The organism is Vibrio sp. ECSMB14106, assembly GCF_000972265.1.
GTDB classification, from domain to species: domain Bacteria; phylum Pseudomonadota; class Gammaproteobacteria; order Enterobacterales; family Vibrionaceae; genus Vibrio; species Vibrio kanaloae.
This window is the reverse complement of record NZ_LAUM01000005.1, coordinates 64,980-81,636: the sequence shown is the minus strand read 5'-3', so window position 1 is coordinate 81,636 and position 16,657 is coordinate 64,980. Positions and strand designations below refer to the sequence as shown.

The 16,657-nt window shown below is 44.6% G+C and carries 13 protein-coding genes and 10 tRNA genes; 2 read left to right on the top strand and 21 right to left on the bottom strand.

Annotated elements, in window-relative coordinates; translation table 11 throughout:
- The first annotated feature begins 22 nt into the window (after positions 1-22).
- Together WR49_RS05185 and WR49_RS05180 are read left to right on the top strand one after the other, a co-directional pair.
- The gene (locus tag WR49_RS05185) at positions 23-817 is read left to right on the top strand and encodes a cytochrome C assembly family protein (RefSeq protein WP_046223306.1); all 795 of its coding nucleotides are present in this window, start codon (positions 23-25) and stop codon (positions 815-817) included.
- Positions 818-945: 128 nt separating this feature from the next.
- Positions 946-2,217 (top strand): HlyC/CorC family transporter, encoded by a 1,272-nt coding sequence (locus WR49_RS05180; protein WP_046223305.1) that lies wholly within the window; start codon positions 946-948, stop codon positions 2,215-2,217.
- Between the two features lie 112 nt (positions 2,218-2,329).
- Here the strand turns inward: WR49_RS05180 and luxS are convergent, their stop codons facing one another.
- The 21 genes from luxS to WR49_RS05075 form a co-directional block, all read right to left on the bottom strand.
- Positions 2,330-2,848 (bottom strand): S-ribosylhomocysteine lyase, encoded by a 519-nt coding sequence (gene luxS / locus WR49_RS05175; RefSeq protein WP_017056597.1) that lies wholly within the window; start codon positions 2,846-2,848, stop codon positions 2,330-2,332.
- Between the two features lie 24 nt (positions 2,849-2,872).
- On the bottom strand, positions 2,873-3,523 hold the full coding sequence (locus WR49_RS05170) for a transglycosylase SLT domain-containing protein (RefSeq protein WP_082082743.1): 651 nt from the start codon (positions 3,521-3,523) through the stop codon (positions 2,873-2,875).
- A 10-nt stretch (positions 3,524-3,533) separates the two neighbouring features.
- Complete coding sequence (gene gshA, locus WR49_RS05165) at positions 3,534-5,102, bottom strand: glutamate--cysteine ligase (protein ID WP_046223304.1); 1,569 nt, start codon at positions 5,100-5,102, stop codon at positions 3,534-3,536.
- Between the two features lie 99 nt (positions 5,103-5,201).
- Positions 5,202-8,060, bottom strand: a complete 2,859-nt coding sequence (locus tag WR49_RS05160) for a M16 family metallopeptidase (RefSeq protein ID WP_046223303.1) — start codon at positions 8,058-8,060, stop codon at positions 5,202-5,204.
- A gap of 9 nt (positions 8,061-8,069) precedes the next feature.
- Positions 8,070-8,531, bottom strand: a complete 462-nt coding sequence (locus WR49_RS05155) for a YqaA family protein (protein WP_017056593.1) — start codon at positions 8,529-8,531, stop codon at positions 8,070-8,072.
- Between the two features lie 6 nt (positions 8,532-8,537).
- A complete protein-coding gene (locus WR49_RS05150; protein ID WP_046223302.1) occupies positions 8,538-9,491 on the bottom strand; it encodes an NADP-dependent oxidoreductase in 954 nt (317 codons plus the stop codon).
- A 172-nt stretch (positions 9,492-9,663) separates the two neighbouring features.
- Complete coding sequence (locus tag WR49_RS05145) at positions 9,664-10,794, bottom strand: sodium ion-translocating decarboxylase subunit beta (protein ID WP_029627012.1); 1,131 nt, start codon at positions 10,792-10,794, stop codon at positions 9,664-9,666.
- Positions 10,795-10,803: 9 nt separating this feature from the next.
- Positions 10,804-12,588 (bottom strand): sodium-extruding oxaloacetate decarboxylase subunit alpha, encoded by a 1,785-nt coding sequence (gene oadA / locus WR49_RS05140; RefSeq protein ID WP_046223301.1) that lies wholly within the window; start codon positions 12,586-12,588, stop codon positions 10,804-10,806.
- Between the two features lie 31 nt (positions 12,589-12,619).
- Positions 12,620-12,877, bottom strand: a complete 258-nt coding sequence (locus WR49_RS05135; RefSeq protein ID WP_017056589.1) for an oxaloacetate decarboxylase subunit gamma — start codon at positions 12,875-12,877, stop codon at positions 12,620-12,622.
- A 374-nt stretch (positions 12,878-13,251) separates the two neighbouring features.
- A tRNA-Arg gene (locus WR49_RS05130) sits at positions 13,252-13,328 on the bottom strand.
- 81 nt (positions 13,329-13,409) lie between these two features.
- Positions 13,410-13,486 (bottom strand) — tRNA-Arg (locus WR49_RS05125).
- Positions 13,487-13,543: 57 nt separating this feature from the next.
- A tRNA-Arg gene (locus WR49_RS05120) sits at positions 13,544-13,620 on the bottom strand.
- 58 nt (positions 13,621-13,678) lie between these two features.
- Positions 13,679-13,755, bottom strand: a tRNA-Arg gene (locus WR49_RS05115).
- Positions 13,756-13,812: 57 nt separating this feature from the next.
- A tRNA-Arg gene (locus WR49_RS05110) sits at positions 13,813-13,889 on the bottom strand.
- Between the two features lie 80 nt (positions 13,890-13,969).
- A tRNA-Arg gene (locus WR49_RS05105) sits at positions 13,970-14,046 on the bottom strand.
- Between the two features lie 80 nt (positions 14,047-14,126).
- Positions 14,127-14,203: transfer RNA gene (locus WR49_RS05100), tRNA-Arg, on the bottom strand.
- An 89-nt stretch (positions 14,204-14,292) separates the two neighbouring features.
- Positions 14,293-14,385, bottom strand: a tRNA-Ser gene (locus WR49_RS05095).
- Positions 14,386-14,429: 44 nt separating this feature from the next.
- A tRNA-Arg gene (locus WR49_RS05090) sits at positions 14,430-14,506 on the bottom strand.
- A gap of 43 nt (positions 14,507-14,549) precedes the next feature.
- A tRNA-Ser gene (locus WR49_RS05085) sits at positions 14,550-14,642 on the bottom strand.
- 472 nt (positions 14,643-15,114) lie between these two features.
- Positions 15,115-15,312, bottom strand: coding sequence for a carbon storage regulator CsrA (gene csrA, locus WR49_RS05080; RefSeq protein ID WP_009847619.1), 198 nt, complete (start codon positions 15,310-15,312; stop codon positions 15,115-15,117).
- A gap of 92 nt (positions 15,313-15,404) precedes the next feature.
- Positions 15,405-16,586, bottom strand: coding sequence for an aspartate kinase (locus WR49_RS05075; protein ID WP_082082742.1), 1,182 nt, complete (start codon positions 16,584-16,586; stop codon positions 15,405-15,407).
- Positions 16,587-16,657: the final 71 nt, after the last annotated feature.

The window sequence follows — 16,657 nt, the reverse complement described above, 5'->3', positions numbered from 1 at the left end:
AGTAATCATTTAAATGGATACCATGGACAGTCTTATTGCGATCGCAGCAGCCTTTCTTTATACAATGGCGATTTCCACGATCATTCCAGGTCTCGTGCACCAAACAGGAATCCGTGTAAAAACGGTGTTTATCAGCGCCTTACTTGCTTTAGCTTTCCATGCTTGGTTGCTTGGCGATTTAATCTTTAATGCCAGTGGTCAAAACCTCAGTATCTTGAACGTTGCTTCATTAATTAGTTTAATCATCTCACTGGTGATGAGCGGTGCTATGCTCAAAACCCGACTGTGGTTTATTTTACCAGTCGTTTATAGCTTCGCTGCGCTTAATTTGATGGCCGCAACTTTCCTTCCAAGCACATTCATCAAACATTTAGAGCATGATCCAAAACTTCTAGTGCACATCTCTTTGGCGCTATTTTCGTACGCCATGCTCACTATTGGCGCGCTATACGCTTTACAGCTGGCGTGGCTGGATCACAAACTTAAAAAGAAAAAAGCGCTAGTGATGAATCCTAATCTACCTCCATTAATGATGGTGGAACGACAACTTTTCAAGATCATTCTTATCGGGAATGGCTTGTTAACAGGTACATTGTTGACAGGTCTTATCTTCGTACAAGATATGTTTGCCCAAGGAAAGGCACACAAAGCCGTGTTGTCGTTTATTGCTTGGGTTATCTACTCCATCCTTCTATGGGGTCACTATCAAAAAGGTTGGCGCGGACAAAAAGTCACATGGTTCGCATTAGCTGGCGCAAGCATGCTCACTTTAGCCTACTTTGGTAGTCGCTTCGTTCAGGAAATCATCCTAAGTTAATCCCCAAAATTAAAGGCAAGGTACCGCATCCCTTGCCTTTAAAATATTGAGTACGATATATTCAATTGACATCTCGACCATGTTCGGTCATAAATTAATCAAGATACACAAATAGGAAAAGAATAGTTTTGGACGACATATCAACGGGTATCTTATTTGCGCTACTCGCGTGTCTCATTGTAATTTCTGGTTATTTCTCTGGTTCAGAAACGGGCATGATGTCCCTGAACCGCTACCGTCTTAAGCACTTAGCCAATACGGGCCATAAAGGTGCCAAACGCGTAGAAAAACTTCTGAACCGTCCAGATAGATTGATTGGCCTCATTCTCATCGGCAACAATCTCGTCAACATTCTAGCATCAGCGATTGCTACTATCCTTGGTATGCGCATCTACGGAGATATCGGTGTTGCTATTGCTACTGGTACTCTAACTCTGGTGATCCTCGTATTTTCCGAGGTGACACCAAAAACCATCGCCTCTCTGTTTCCTGAGCGTGTCTCCTACGCCAGTAGCATTTTATTGATGATACTAATGAAGGTAATGTCACCACTGGTGATATTGGTTAACTTCATTACTAACGGCTTTATTCGTATTTTAGGGGTCACAGCCAGTCACGATGCGACCGATCACTTAAGCTCAGAAGAACTCAGAACTGTGGTAAATGAGGCGGGAAGCCTGATACCTCAACGTCACCAAGATATGTTGGTCTCTATCTTAGATTTAGAGCACGTCACCGTGAACGACCTTATGGTGCCTCGAAATGAAATCACCGGCATCGACATCAATGATGATTGGAAATCTATCGTCCGCCAACTCACTCACTCTCCTCATGGCCGTGTGGTTTTGTATCGTGATCAAATAGATGAAGTGGTTGGAATGCTTAGGCTACGAGAAGCTTACCGTTTGATGCTTGAAAAAAATGAGTTCAATAAAGAGACACTTTTGCGTGCAGCAGACGAAATCTACTTTATCCCAGAATCCACGCCACTCAACATTCAACTGCTTAAATTCCAGCGTAATAAACAACGTATCGGTTTAATTGTCGATGAGTATGGCGATATCAACGGCTTGGTTACGTTGGAAGATATTCTGGAAGAGATCGTTGGTGAGTTTACTACTTCAATTACACCAAGCTTATCTGAAGAGATCACTCCACAAAGTGATGGCAGTTTTTTAATTGAAGGCAGTGCCAATATCCGAGATATTAATAAAGGCCTACAATGGGCACTACCAACCAATGGCCCTAGAACACTGAATGGGTTGATATTGGAACATCTTGAGGACATCCCTGAGAGTCATCTTAGCGTTCAGGTTGCCAGCCACCCCATGGAAATACTTGAACTAAAAGAAAATCGTATCAAACTAGTACGCGTATTCCCGCAAGTCGTTAACGGGTAATAATAGGTGTAAGTGAGTCATAACTTAAACCACTATATTACGAAAACCAAAAAGGCCCGGTTCAATGAAGCGGGCCTTTTGATATCAAAATTCAATGTGGACTAAGAAGTGGTTAGTCAATTTTAAGCTCTTGAAGCATAGACTCTGGCAATGCCAGTTCATCATTCTTGTTTACAGAAATACCTGCAGCGATGATCGCGTTAGCGATCTCTTTCGCTTCATCCAAAGAGTGCATTGCCGCGGTACCACATTGGTATTCGTTCAGTTCAGGGATCTTATTTTGATTCTCAACTTTCAGTACGTCTTGCATTGCAGCCAACCATCCGTCTGCAACTTGTTGCTCTGTAGGCGTACCAATCAGGCTCATGTAGAAGCCAGTGCGACAACCCATCGGTGATATATCGATGATCTCTACATCTGAGCCGTTCAATTGATTACGCATGAATCCAGCGTATAGGTGCTCTAGCGTGTGGATACCTTTCTCAGATAAGATATCTTTGTTTGGCGCGGTAAAACGCAAATCAAACACAGTGATGGTATCCCCTTTTGGGGTTTGCATTGTTTTCGCGACACGAACGGCTGGTGCGTTCATGCGTGTATGATCAACAGTGAAACTATCTAATAAAGGCATTACTATTCTCCATGACGGTTGGCTTTAGAAAAACCAACTTCGATTGTCTTCCAGTTCTTTGCGGCACTGTTTCAGTTGCCATCCATAATCTTTTGCTTGCTGTTCGACTTTGCGCGCCACCTTAATCAAAGATGGTTTGCTTTTGTATGATTGACGCTTATAACCACCACGCCCTTCATGATAGGCCAGATATTGGTTATACGGGTCCCACAACGAGATACCAAGCTGACGACGAGTCTCGCTGGTATACCAACCAATGAACATCAATGAATCATCGAAATTGGTTCTTGACCCACCGTTATTGGTCGCTTTTTGAAAGTCTTCCCAAGCAGGATCTTGCGCTTGCGCATACCCGTAGGCGCTGCTTAACCGCCCCCAAGGGATAAAGCCAAGAAGGTAATCTTTGGGTGGGCGTGCATCATGACGAAAGCTACTCTCTTGTTTCACAAAAGCCATCGCTACGTTAATCGGCGTGCCCCACTCTTTTTGCATATCCAATGCACCTTCATACCATGAAGAGTGCTCTCTGAAAATACTGCACAGATTATCTTGCTGCTTAGGTGGCGGTGTTGCACATCCAACCAATAAACTAGAGACAACACCAACAGTCACCACCGGTGACCATTTACCACTTACATGAATAGGTTGACCTAATAAGGCTTGCTTCCTTTCCACCAAAGTCTCGCTATGCTTTTAAATACGAAAAGTAATCCGCTAAGAAGCTATCAAAATCTTGAGTGCTGGCTTCTTCACTTTGCTGTTGATCAATCACTGAACGTCGAACTTCGGCTTCCATCAACTCAGCTGAATACACTTTATATTGGTGTGCTGTATGTTGTTGAGCGTAAGCATTTCCTAATGCGCAGCCTACTTTACCTAAGCCACCCAGTTTTTTGGTCTCTTCTAGCAACTGGCCCGAAATAGTCAGTTCAGGGTTGTCAATCCAAGATCCCAGCGTATCACAAGTTTCTTGGTATGCACGACCACCTTGCTGAGCGTCCATCATTTCTGCAATAGAACGTAGGTCTTTGAAGACTCGCTTCGCCCAATCTTGCAGAGACAATCGCTCGCCATTACAACCAATTTGAAGCTCTAGGCCAACTTGACGACCTTCTAATATCACCTTGTTCCAGTTATCACGCCAGCATTCCAACTCACAGTTATCCATCTCCGCAGAATCCGTTAACACGCTCCACGTTAAGAATAGGTCGAGGAAGCGGACCTGCTGTTCATTAATACCAATTGAACTGAATGGGTTTACGTCTAAAGAACGAACTTCAATATATTCGACACCGCCACGCGCGAGTGCTTCTGATGGCTTCTCACCACTTTTTGCGACACGCTTAGGACGAATTGGCGCATAAAGCTCATTCTCGATTTGAAGAACGTTACTATTCAACTGACGGTATTCACCATCAACTTTAGTACCAATTTCGGCAAACTCTTCCGATGGTGTCCGAATCGCTTGGTTCAATCCGTCTAAGTACTGTTCTAGGCTATTAAAGCCAATTTTCAGCACACTTTGTGCACTGTTAGTATAGCCAAGATCGCTCAGACGTAGTGCTGTTGCATTTGGTAAGTACAGCGTTTCGCCTATCTTTTCAAAAGGTAGCTTTGTCTCTCTCCCTTTGATGAAAGAAGGACATAGTGCAGGCGAAGCACCGAAGAAATATGGGATTAACCAACCAAAACGGTAGTAATTACGAATCAAACCAAAGTAAGCATCGGACTTAGATTTACAACGCACTTCTTCTGTTTGCTCTCCAAACAAGCTATCCCAAAAACTATCTGGGAAAGAGAAGTTGAAGTGAACACCGGAAATAATCTGCATCAGACTACCGTAACGACGCTTTAAGCCTTCGCGATATAGCGTCTTCATCTTGCCGTTATTAGAGGTGCCGTATTGAGCGAGCTGAATATAATCTTCACTGCCTACGTAGCAAGGCATAGAAAGCGGCCACATCTTTTCGTCATCTAACTTGGTTTGTGTGAAATGGTGGATATCAGACAATTGATTCAAAAGCGTCGGAACGTCGTTAGAAACAGGTGTAATAAACTCCAGTAACGACTCGGAAAAATCGGTCGTTACCCATCCGTTCATCAACGCAGATCCCAAAGCTTTTGGGTGCGGCCCAGTAGCAAGGTGCCCATCCTCCGTGTAGCGTAACGTTTCCCTTTCAACACCACGACCAAATTGAGAAAAGGTCTTAGGGTTGGTTGCAACTTGCTTTAGTCGCGCAGCAAAATCAGTCAAAATTCAGTTCACTTATCTTATATCGTTCTGATTAGAACTATCATAAATTAGGTTGGAGGAGAAAAATAGAGTCTTTTCCCTCCCCCTTTAATGTGTACTCTAACGAATGATTTCAAGCTCTTCTATTGGAATATCTAACTTTTCTAGTTGAGGACGAAGCGAAGTCGCGTCGCCAACCACTATTATTTGATAATCATTCGGGTCAAACCATTTCTTCGATAGTTCGTTTAAGGTCTCTTTTGAAACCGTTTCAACTATCTGATTACGCTGTTGTAGGTAATTTTCATCAAGGCTCAATGCGACAATATTACTCAATAACCCAGCCTTTTGACTTGGCGTTTCATATTTAAGTGCATCTTGTTGACCGACAGCAAGGCGCATAAATTTCACCTCTTCGTCAGTTAATCCACTTTGACTAAATTCATTCAGTTCATTAGTGAACTCCTGAATCGATGGAACTGTCGCATTGGCTCTTACCTGCGCGCTAAAAACTACCGCACCAGTTTCACGAGTACTCGCGAAATAACCGCTTGCACCGTAAGTGTAAGCTTTGTCTTCACGTAGGTTCTGGTTGATACGGCTATTGAAGTTACCGGCTAAGTTAAAGTTAGCCAGTTGGCTCAAGTACAATTCACCCGTCGCATCAAACGGCAGGCCCTTACGAACCAAGCGAACAATGCTTTGCGGCGCACCCGGTTTATCAACTAAGTACAGGTGCTGACCAGAAAGTTCTTTGATAATCTGAGGGCGCGTTAATGGTGCTGCATCGCCTTGCCACTGTTCAAAGAATTGTAGCTGTTTCCCTACCTCTTTCTTCGAGATGTCTCCCACAACAACAATATTGGCACCTTCTGGTGTGTAATGTTGCGCATAGAATTTTTTCACATCGTCTAAGGTCAATTTCGATAGAGATTCCTTAGTACCATCACTTGCGCGAGCAAAAACAGTGTCACCAAACAGCACTTCACGGGTTGCTTGAGAAGCCATCCAGCTTGGCTGCTGATGCTGATACACAACGCCTTCTAGCATCTGCTTCTTAACACGTTCGAAGTCTTGTTCATCAAACTTAGGCTCAAACAGAATCTCTTGTACGATCGCTAAGGTTTGAGGCAGGTTTTTCTCTAGCGTCGAGATTGAAATGTCCGTGGTGTAACTGCCCGCACTGATACTAACGCTGCTGCCAAGCTTATCTAATGTTGCCTGTAGTTCTTCAACGGTTCGTTTGGTTGAGCCTTCCTCCATCATCGAAGCCGTTAGGTTCGCTAGGCCTTCTTGCCCTTTGCGAACATAGCGTTCGCCTGCAGGCAATTGAATTTGGAGCTGTACTGTCGGCGTTTCACTGGTCACGGTACCAATCAAGTCCGTGCCATTTGCAAAGTGCATGCGGTACAACTCAGGCATCGTCGCTTCAACACCAAAGTTCACTTCTGGCATCACGCTGCGATCAAAGGTATTTGGCGCCTTTCTGAAATCGAGCTGATCTTCAGTGACTTTGTCATATTCAGGTAACGTGCGAGTTGGAGTGGTGAATGTAGCTTCGCGAACCGCTAGCTCAAGTCGCTTCTTAGGTACGACACTGAGTGTCACCTTGTGTTTACCCTCGATAAAGTCTTGATAAGCTTTACTTACACTATCGGGAGTCACCGCGCGGATTTGATCCAGTTGTGATTCAATACGATCAGGCTGGCCATAGAAGGTTTGATTAGACGCGAGTTGTGAAACCTTACCTTTCACACTTTGCAATGCAAAAACCGCATCCGCTTCTGCCATACCGGTGATCTGGTCCAAACGATCTTGTTCAACGCCCTCTTTCGAGAATTGCTCTAGGGTATCCATCAATTCTTTATTAAGAACCGTCAAATCGGCTTTTTCACCTGAGTTGCCCATCGCATATACATACGTGGTACAAGCTAATTCAGCACAATCATGAAAAGATCCTGCGCTGACTGCTTTCTGTGTTTTAACCAAGTTTTGATACAGATAACTGTTGGTGCCAGAACCTAACACGTTAGACAGTGCATTCAGTGAAGCTTGTGTCTCTTCACCGCGATACGTTGTTGGCCAACCGACCAGTACCATCGGCTGACGAATATTATCTTCTAAGGTGATGTACTTATCTTCTGTTAGCACGGCAGGTTGTTTCTCTGCAGCCCTAACTTCTGGGCCTTGAGGGATAGGGCCAAAGTACTTGTTAACCCACTCTAGCGTGTCATCAACGTCGATATCACCACCAATCGTTAACACAGCATTATTTGGGCCATACCAACGTAGGAAGAACGCCTTAAGGTCATTCACATCAACACGATCGAGATCTTCCACATAACCAATTGGCTGCCATGAATACGGGTGACCTTCAGGGTAAAGCGCCTCACCCATGCGCTCCCACATCAAGCCATAAGGACGGTTTTCATAACTTTGAGCACGTTCGTTTTTAACCGTGCCTCTTTGAACTTCAAATTTCTTCTGAGAAACCGCATCCAATAAGAAACCCATTCGGTCTGATTCTAACCACAACATTTTCTCAAGTTGGTTAGATGGAACGGTTTCAAAGTAGTTGGTACGGTCACGATTAGTGGTACCGTTTAACGAACCACCCGCTTCGGTAATGATCTTAAAGTGTTGCTGGTCACCGACGTTCTCAGAGCCTTGAAACATCATGTGTTCAAAGAAGTGAGCAAAGCCCGACTTACCAATCTGCTCACGAGCAGAACCTACGTGATAGGTGACATCCACATGCACAAGAGGATCAGAATCATCCGGAGAAAGAATAACGGTTAAGCCATTATCCAATTGATACTTGGTGTAAGGAATCACCACTTTGTCTTTAGAAGGCTTAACCTCTTCTAACAGAGTGACACCTTCAGGTAACGAGGAAAAGAAAGATGTTGAGCTAGGTACATTGTAAGAACAGCCGGCAATGGCGATAAGAGAAAATGTACCAAGTAAAACCTTTTTCATAGGTTCTCCTTAGAAAAAACCGAAGTAGATAGCAGTAAGTAGACTGTAGCGAGCGGCTTTGCCAATCGCTATCAAAATAACGCTAGGGATAAATTTCATTCTTAGCCAACCCGCGGCCAGACACAAAGGGTCACCAATAACGGGTAACCAACTGAATAACAGCGTCCAGTAACCATAACGGCTCAGCCAAGCCATAGCCTTATGACCATGTTTTTCAGATTGAGTTCGATTAGGCAACCACAAACCAACCCAATAATTAGTAAGACCGCCAAAAGTATTGCCGAGTGTCGCCACTAGAATAATCGATGAGACAGAGAACTGCTCTAAACTCAATGCCGCAACAAGACTGGCTTCTGAACCGCCGGGCAGTAACGTGGCACTTAAGAATCCACTGATGAAGAGTACCCAAAGCGCCGAGTCAGAGAACCACAGCGCTATGTTTTCAAAAAGAGAATTAAAGAACTCTAGCACTGCATATTAACCTTCTTGCATTTTAAGTAGTACCTTGCCTCTTGTATGTCCGGTTTCAACCTGAAGATGAGCCGATTGCGCTTCGTCTAACGAGTAGATACCTTGAATCTCTGTTTTAAGCAATCCGACACTGACCATGTAAAGCATGGTGTCCATTTGTTCAGGGTTTGGCTCCACCAACATGCCTGATGCAGTAAAACCTAATAATTTCGCTTTCTCGCAGATCAACTCTGCCGATAGAGTAGGAACAGTGACCACTCTCGCACCATCTTTCAGGCACTTCAATGCGTCAAGCGCTGTATCGCCACCGACCAAATCAATCAGTACATCAACATCAGAAACTCGCTCTGAAGCTGGGGCAAATTTATAGTTGATGGCATGAGCGCCTAGCGTTGCAAGATAGTCGAGGTTAGCTTCGCTGCAGGTCGTGTAAACCTCAGCTTTTGCTGCCACTGCAATTTGAACAGCAAGGTGACCAACGCCGCCCGCGCCCGCTAAGATAAGCACGCGATCGCCTTCCTTCACTTCGGCTTTATTGAGCGCTTGGGCTGCTGTTTGGCTCGCAAGTGGTAATGCTGCTGCCGCTTCTAGGGTAACAGAGTCAGAAACCATGCTTAATGCCGCTTCTGGGACACATACATATTGGCTGTAGCCGCCACCTTGCAGTGGGAAACCAATAAAGCCTGCCACGTTATCGCCAACAGTAAAACGTTTAGCCTGATCGCCTAGCGTGATAATTTGTCCTGAAATATCGTAACCAGGCACCCAAGGAAGGTTATCTTTGTTTTGTGCAGCAGCCCAACCAAGACCAGCTCGGGTTTTGACATCAATCGGATTAATGCCCGAAAAGGAAACTTTAACCACCACTTCTCCAGCCTTAGGCTCAGGAATCGCACCGGTTTGAATACTAAGGTTTTCGACGCCGCCGAATTGAGTTATCGCAATCTGTTTATTTTCCATTTCCACATTTCCTTGATTGATAAAAGCTCTAGTGAGCATGCACCCTCATTAACAAAAAGAAAGGGATGCGAAAGCATCCCTTTGACTATAAACCATTTAATAAGGCTAAGTTAACCGCTCATTCGTAAATTGACGACCAATTAACGTAACGATACATGACTCAGCAAAACCACTAGCCCACGAGAGCTAATAGAATACCCGCCGCAACCGCACTACCAAGCACACCTGCTACGTTCGGACCCATTGCATGCATCAACAAGAAGTTCTGAGGGTTTGCCTCAAGTCCAACCTTGTTGACAACACGAGCCGCCATCGGAACCGCAGATACACCAGCTGCGCCAATTAATGGGTTGATGTCTTCTTTCGAGAAGCGATTTAGAACCTTCGCCATCAATACACCACCCGCCGTACCGATACTGAACGCCACCGCACCTAAACCTAGAATACCTAGCGTCTCTAAGTTCAAGAACGTATCCGCTTGAAGCTTAGAACCAACACCGAGACCAAGGAAAATAGTCACAACGTTAATCAGTTCGTTTTGAGCTGTTTTTGAAAGGCGATCCACCACACCCGCTTCACGCATTAAGTTACCTAGGCAAAACATACCTACGAGAGGTGTTGCTGAAGGTAGGAACAAAATCGTCATCAGTAGTACAGCAAGTGGGAAAAGAATCTTCTCGACTTTACTAACGTGACGAAGTTGAGCCATCTTAATCTTGCGCTCTTCAGGAGACGTTAACGCTTTCATGATTGGTGGCTGAATGATAGGAACCAAAGCCATGTAGCTATAAGCCGCTACTGCAATGGCACCTAGTAGGTCAGGAGATAACTTACTCGCCAAGAAGATCGCGGTTGGGCCATCGGCACCACCAATGATCGCAATTGACGAAGCATCTGCCATTGAGAATTCCATTCCTGGAACATAGTTCAGCAAGATCGCGCCAAATAGCGTTGCAAAGATACCAAACTGAGCCGCAGCCCCTAGCCACAACGTTTTAGGGTTCGCAATCAACGCACCGAAGTCCGTCATCGCACCAACACCCATAAAGATCAGCAGTGGGAAAATACCGGTCTCAATACCAATGTAGTAAACGTAGTAAAGCAAACCGCCGGGCTCAGTAAACCCAGCATTTGGAATGTTTGCTAATACAGCACCAAAGCCAATCGGTAGTAGAAGTAACGGTTCAAATCCTTTACGAATTGCCAAAAACAACAGTAAGCAACCAATCAGCATCATACAGATTTGGCCAAACTCAAAGTTAGCAATCCCTGTTTCCGACCATAAGGTCATCAATCCTTCCATGCTACTCCCTTATGCTAAACTTAGTAGTGGAGCGCCTACAGTAACTGCATCGCCTTCTTTAACATTCAACTCTTGAACGATACCACCACGAGCAGCACGAACTTCCGTTTCCATCTTCATTGCTTCTAGGATAAGCAGAACATCACCTTCAGCAACCTCAGCCCCCGCCTGAACGATGACCTTAAAAATGTTCCCCGCAAGTGGAGCAGGAACCGCTTCAGCGTCAGAAGCTACTACTGGTGCAGCCTGAGCCGCTTGAGTATGTTTTGCTGATGGCGCCACTGATGTAAGTTCACCTTGTGGGCCAACTTCAACATCATAAACTTGACCATCCACCTTCACGCTGTAGCTTTCAATGCCACCAGAAGCTTGTACAGGAGCAGCTACAACTGGAGCCTCTGTTTCTAGCATTGGTGCAGGTTCAAATGCTTCAGGGTTACGACGATTCTTAAGGAACTTAAGACCAACTTGTGGAAACAATGCGTAAGTAAGCACATCATCAACCGTATCTTCAGCGAGTGAAATGCCCTCTGATTTCGCTTTCTCTAACAGATCCGTCGTTAACGTATCCATTTCAGACTTAAGTAAGTCAGCAGGACGACAAGTAATCGGCTCTGCGCCATCCAATACTTTCGTTTGCAGTTCTACATCAACCTCAGCAGGAGCTTGACCGTATTCACCTTTCAGTAGACCAGCAGTTTCTTTCGTGATGCTCTTATAGCGTTCACCTGTTAAGACGTTAATAACCGCTTGAGTACCGACAATCTGAGACGTTGGTGTTACCAAAGGAATGTACCCAAGCTCTTTACGTACGCGAGGGATCTCTTCGAGCACTTCGTCCATACGGTCGGCTGCGCCCTGTTCTTTAAGCTGGCCTTCCATGTTGGTTAACATGCCGCCAGGAACCTGAGCAATCAAGATACGTGAATCAACACCTTTTAGCTGACCTTCCCATTTCGCGTATTTTTTACGTACATCACGGAAGTAAGCCGCGATGGGTTCGATCTGATCAAGCTTAAGATTGGTATCACGCTCTGTACCTTCTAACATCGCAACAACCGTTTCGGTTGGCGTGTGACCGTAAGTACAGCTCATTGAAGAGATAGCCGTGTCTAGAATATCGATACCCGCCTCAACGGCTTTAACCGCTGTTGCAGTCGATAGACCGGTTGTCGCGTGGCTATGCAACGCTAGAGGAACGTCACACGATGCTTTGATACGTGTAATCAGCTCTTCCGCTTCATAGGGCTTCAATAAACCTGACATATCTTTGATACATAGTGAGTGACAACCTAGGTCTTCTAGACGCTTGGCCAAATCAACCCAAGTATCTGAGTTGTGAACCGGACTGGTTGTATAAGACAACGTACCTTGAGCGTGGCCACCAACGTCGATCGTTGCTTTCACTGCTTTTTCAAAGTTACGTACGTCATTCATCGCATCAAAGATACGGAATACGTCCATGCCGTTTTTATGGGCACGTTCAACAAATTTTTCTACTACATCATCCGCGTAGTGACGGTAGCCCAATAGGTTTTGACCACGCAGTAGCATCTGCATTGGTGTTTTTGGCATCGCTTTTTTCAGCTCACGCAAACGCTCCCATGGATCCTCGCCAAGAAAACGGATACACGAATCAAACGTCGCGCCGCCCCAAGTCTCAAGTGACCAGTAACCGACTTTATCCAGCTCTGCCGCAATTGGCAGCATATCTTCGATACGCATACGAGTAGCAAATAGTGACTGGTGCGCGTCACGAAGTACCACATCTGTGATAGCTAGTGGTTTAGACATGCTCATAAACTCCTTTTTAATCCTTTAAATGCTACTTAGCAGTAGACGCACGGTATTGATGAACCGCGGCCGAAATTGCTGCCACAACTTGTGGACTAACAGCTGAAGGGTTTGATTGTGATTTTTGATTTTTTTTAGGTGCTGCGATCGGCTCTGGTACTTCTTCTGGTACCAGTTTTGACATCAACCGAACGAGGTAAACTAGAATAGTTAGGAAAATAAAGACAACGGACATCCCCGTTATCATTAGAGTCGCCGCATCTCCTAGCAGGCTTCCAATATTAGTCATGTTGCTTCCTTTCTTCGTCATCCTGACATATGACAGGATTTCAGCGAATAGTGATCCCGACCCATGGATTATCTCGATTGGTAAAAGTTTGTCAATTTTGTTTAAGGTTCTGTTACGGATAACGCACACATAGGGTTAATTATTCGCCGTTCAGATCACATAAATCTGTCAAATACGTCATTTTTAGGTATTTAAACTGTGACTTAAAAGAGGCTTTGCTAAGAATTGATATGGGAAAGGTAGAATAATAAAGAAGCACTATATAATTACTTTAAATACAACAAGTTAAACCCTGAGTAAATTTAACATTATCGCAACAAAATTACAGCAGATATAAAAAAAGCCTCGTATAAACGAGGCTTTTTTTAATAATGTGGCGCGCTCTGGAGGATTCGAACCTCCGACCGCCTGGTTCGTAGCCAGGTACTCTATCCAGCTGAGCTAAGAGCGCACGGTTTTAATATCAATTCATTGTTACTAACAACAGATCAATATAAGGATTTCATTCTTATAAGAAAGAAGCCCTAAATAGTGGCGCGTCCTGGAGGATTCGAACCTCCGACCGCCTGGTTCGTAGCCAGGTACTCTATCCAGCTGAGCTAAGGACGCACGGTTTTCGATATCAGTATTTCCAATATCAGGAGTTCACAAGGAAACCCTAAAGAGTGGCGCGTCCTGGAGGATTCGAACCTCCGACCGCCTGGTTCGTAGCCAGGTACTCTATCCAGCTGAGCTAAGGACGCGCAGTTTTCGATATCGGTATTCCCAATATCAGGGGTTCATAAAAGAAACCCTAAATAGTGGCGCGCTCTGGAGGATTCGAACCTCCGACCGCCTGGTTCGTAGCCAGGTACTCTATCCAGCTGAGCTAAGAGCGCACGGTTTTCGATATCAGTATTCCCAATATCAGGAGTTCACAAGGAAACCCTAAAGAGTGGCGCGTCCTGGAGGATTCGATCCTCCGACCGCCTGGTTCGTAGCCAGGGACTCTATCCAGCTGAGCTAAGGACGCACGGTTTTTGATATTAATTCTCGATGAACGATTTATCAATATCAGGATTCAAATTCATATAAGAACTAAACCCTAAATAGTGGCGCGCTCTGGAGGATTCGAACCTCCGACCGCCTGGTTCGTAGCCAGGTACTCTATCCAGCTGAGCTAAGAGCGCACGGTTTTAGTGTCAATTCACCGTAATCAGTAATTCAATACAAGGATTTTCATTCTCGTAAGAAAGAAGCCCTTAATTAGTGGCGCGTCCTGGAGGATTCGAACCTCCGACCGCCTGGTTCGTAGCCAGGTACTCTATCCAGCTGAGCTAAGGACGCACAGTGTTCATTCACTTAGAATGAAGTTGTGAAACATATCACATTCTTCTTGCTACGAAGAAAAAAAAAGGCCATTGGCCTGTAATGAATGGCGGTGAGGGAGGGATTCGAACCCTCGATGCGGCTACAAACCACATACTCCCTTAGCAGGGGAGCGCCTTCGGCCACTCGGCCACCTCACCTAATTCATTATTCTCAAAACACTTACAAAGAAGAGTAAAGAGAATGGCGCGCTCTGGAGGATTCGAACCTCCGACCGCCTGGTTCGTAGCCAGGTACTCTATCCAGCTGAGCTAAGAGCGCACATTTATATTGCCTAATTTGCTAATTTTAGACTCGCAAGAAATGGCGGTGAGGGAGGGATTCGAACCCTCGATGCGGCTACAAACCACATACTCCCTTAGCAGGGGAGCGCCTTCGGCCTCTCGGCCACCTCACCGTCTTGCGGAGGCACATATTACGTTTTACCGAAAATATGTCAAACACTTTATTGAAAAAAATGGGACAAAAACACTCAACCGTTTGCTATTTAATCAAAGCGCTTGCAAATTAAACTTACAAGCTCTAGAAACTACTTTTTCCCTTAAAAATTAAGGCGAAAGATTAACAATAATAAACAGCCGAAAACAATTATCTAATTTATCCAGCAGCAAGTGCTACTGCTGTTTTCACCATACTATGGGATGCGATATTACGCCATAGGAGAAGTTAACAAATCTTGAGCTTTGGCAAACAAAACCCGATAAAGGACCATACTCAGTCATGTCTGTATTTCACAGTTTTATGACATGTTCGCTTCGCAGCATCAAAAAATCTGTTATTAAACCCATTTTCATTCACACAATATTTCTCGCTCCCCAAGATCAAAAAAGGCTAGCGACAATGCTAGCCTCTTCTCTACGCAAAAAATATCAGTAGTTGCCAGGTGCAACGTTACCATTACCTTTTTCAGCTTGAATGCGCATGTAGATCTCTTCACGATGAACAGATACTTCTTTAGGTGCGTTAACACCAATACGTACTTGGTTACCTTTCACGCCCAATACAGTAACTGTTACTTCATCACCAATCATCAGTGTTTCGCCAACGCGGCGAGTCAAAATTAGCATTCTTTGCTCCTTGAGTAATCTCTAAATTTATCTAGCTACGTGAGCATTATCCAACAAAAGTTATATTTTCGTAAGCTATCGATTGGTTTTATTTAACCAAAATGCACTTCTTTTTTAAGATAACCCTGTGTTTCACGCGTAACGATGTATGCATTGTGTAATATGTTAGCAGCCATATCGACTTGCGTTGGTGATATCACCAAAGTTAAAGACTGCTGCTGCAATAAGTGATGCTGTACATCAATTTCGCCTTCAGACAACAATCCATGTGAACTGACCACAATTTCTCGTGTTCGGCTTCCTACCACAGTTAACAAACTAACCTGTTCACTATTACGGATTTGTGCAGCAAAAACTAGTTTTAATTTAGCACTTATGTCTTGTTTAATAATGAGTGCTGCTCGTTCTGTTTCCTCGATCACACTACAGACTTCGATCCCTAACAATTGACAATGAGAAATAAAAGACGGTAAATCTTCATTCAAACACTCAATCCGCTCCATATCTCTTTCAATCGCTATTCCAGTAATATCATTCAAACACTGGTTGCCCGTGATCAATGTACCTTCGCCTTTTTCAAAACTTGAAAGCACTCGCAATGGCACATTGTGTTGCCAGGCATACTGAACGCACGGCAGATGCAATACCTTAGCACCTCGGCGAGCCATCTCTTCCATAGAAGGAAAATCTAATGTATCTAACTTTTGAGATTGCTTTACGACTCTAGGGTCACAAGAGTAAACACCATCTACATCAGTATAAACCTGACATTCTTTCGCCTGAAGTGCACCAGCGAGCGCTACCGCCGTGGTATCTGAACCGCCACGGCCTAATGTCGTGATATCACCTTTGGTATTGACGCCTTGAAAGCCTGCCACTATCACAATCTGGTTATCATCGAGCAGCGCTTGAATAGGAGCTGTATCAATATGCTCAATCGTCGCATTATTATGATTGGAATCGGTGTGTATCTTTGCTTGATAGCCAGTCATCGATGTCGCTTCATAACCTAACTTGTGCAACGTCATTGCCAATAAGGCCATGGAAACTTGTTCTCCAGCCGTTAACAGCACATCCAGTTCTCTAGCGTTGGGGACGCTATCAATTTCTGTGGCTAAGTTAACCAATCGATTTGTTTCACCTGACATAGCAGAAACGACAACCACGATCTGGTTACCTTCATTTTTCGCTTCAATGATTTTATCTGCTACATGATGGATGCGCTCTATTGAACCCACCGACGTTCCACCAAATTTCTGTACGATAAGAGGCATTTTCACCCGTCCTCACCTTCCCAAGACCGACATCTATATATGACAAAAAAACACATGCTTCGCGTCATAGC

Excerpts from the sequence above, each read along its gene's own strand:
- WR49_RS05185 (WP_046223306.1), top strand. The coding sequence starts at position 23 with ATGGACAGTCTTATTGCGATCGCAGCAGCCTTTCTTTATACAATGGCG.
- luxS (WP_017056597.1), bottom strand. The coding sequence starts at position 2,848 with ATGCCTTTATTAGATAGTTTCACTGTTGATCATACACGCATGAACGCA.
- WR49_RS05160 (WP_046223303.1), bottom strand. The coding sequence starts at position 8,060 with ATGAAAAAGGTTTTACTTGGTACATTTTCTCTTATCGCCATTGCCGGC.
- WR49_RS05150 (WP_046223302.1), bottom strand. The coding sequence starts at position 9,491 with ATGGAAAATAAACAGATTGCGATAACTCAATTCGGCGGCGTCGAAAAC.
- WR49_RS05145 (WP_029627012.1), bottom strand. The coding sequence starts at position 10,794 with ATGGAAGGATTGATGACCTTATGGTCGGAAACAGGGATTGCTAACTTT.
- oadA (WP_046223301.1), bottom strand. The coding sequence starts at position 12,588 with ATGTCTAAACCACTAGCTATCACAGATGTGGTACTTCGTGACGCGCAC.
- WR49_RS05135 (WP_017056589.1), bottom strand. The coding sequence starts at position 12,877 with ATGACTAATATTGGAAGCCTGCTAGGAGATGCGGCGACTCTAATGATA.
- csrA (WP_009847619.1), bottom strand. The coding sequence starts at position 15,312 with ATGCTAATTTTGACTCGCCGCGTTGGCGAAACACTGATGATTGGTGAT.
- WR49_RS05075 (WP_082082742.1), bottom strand. The coding sequence starts at position 16,586 with ATGCCTCTTATCGTACAGAAATTTGGTGGAACGTCGGTGGGTTCAATA.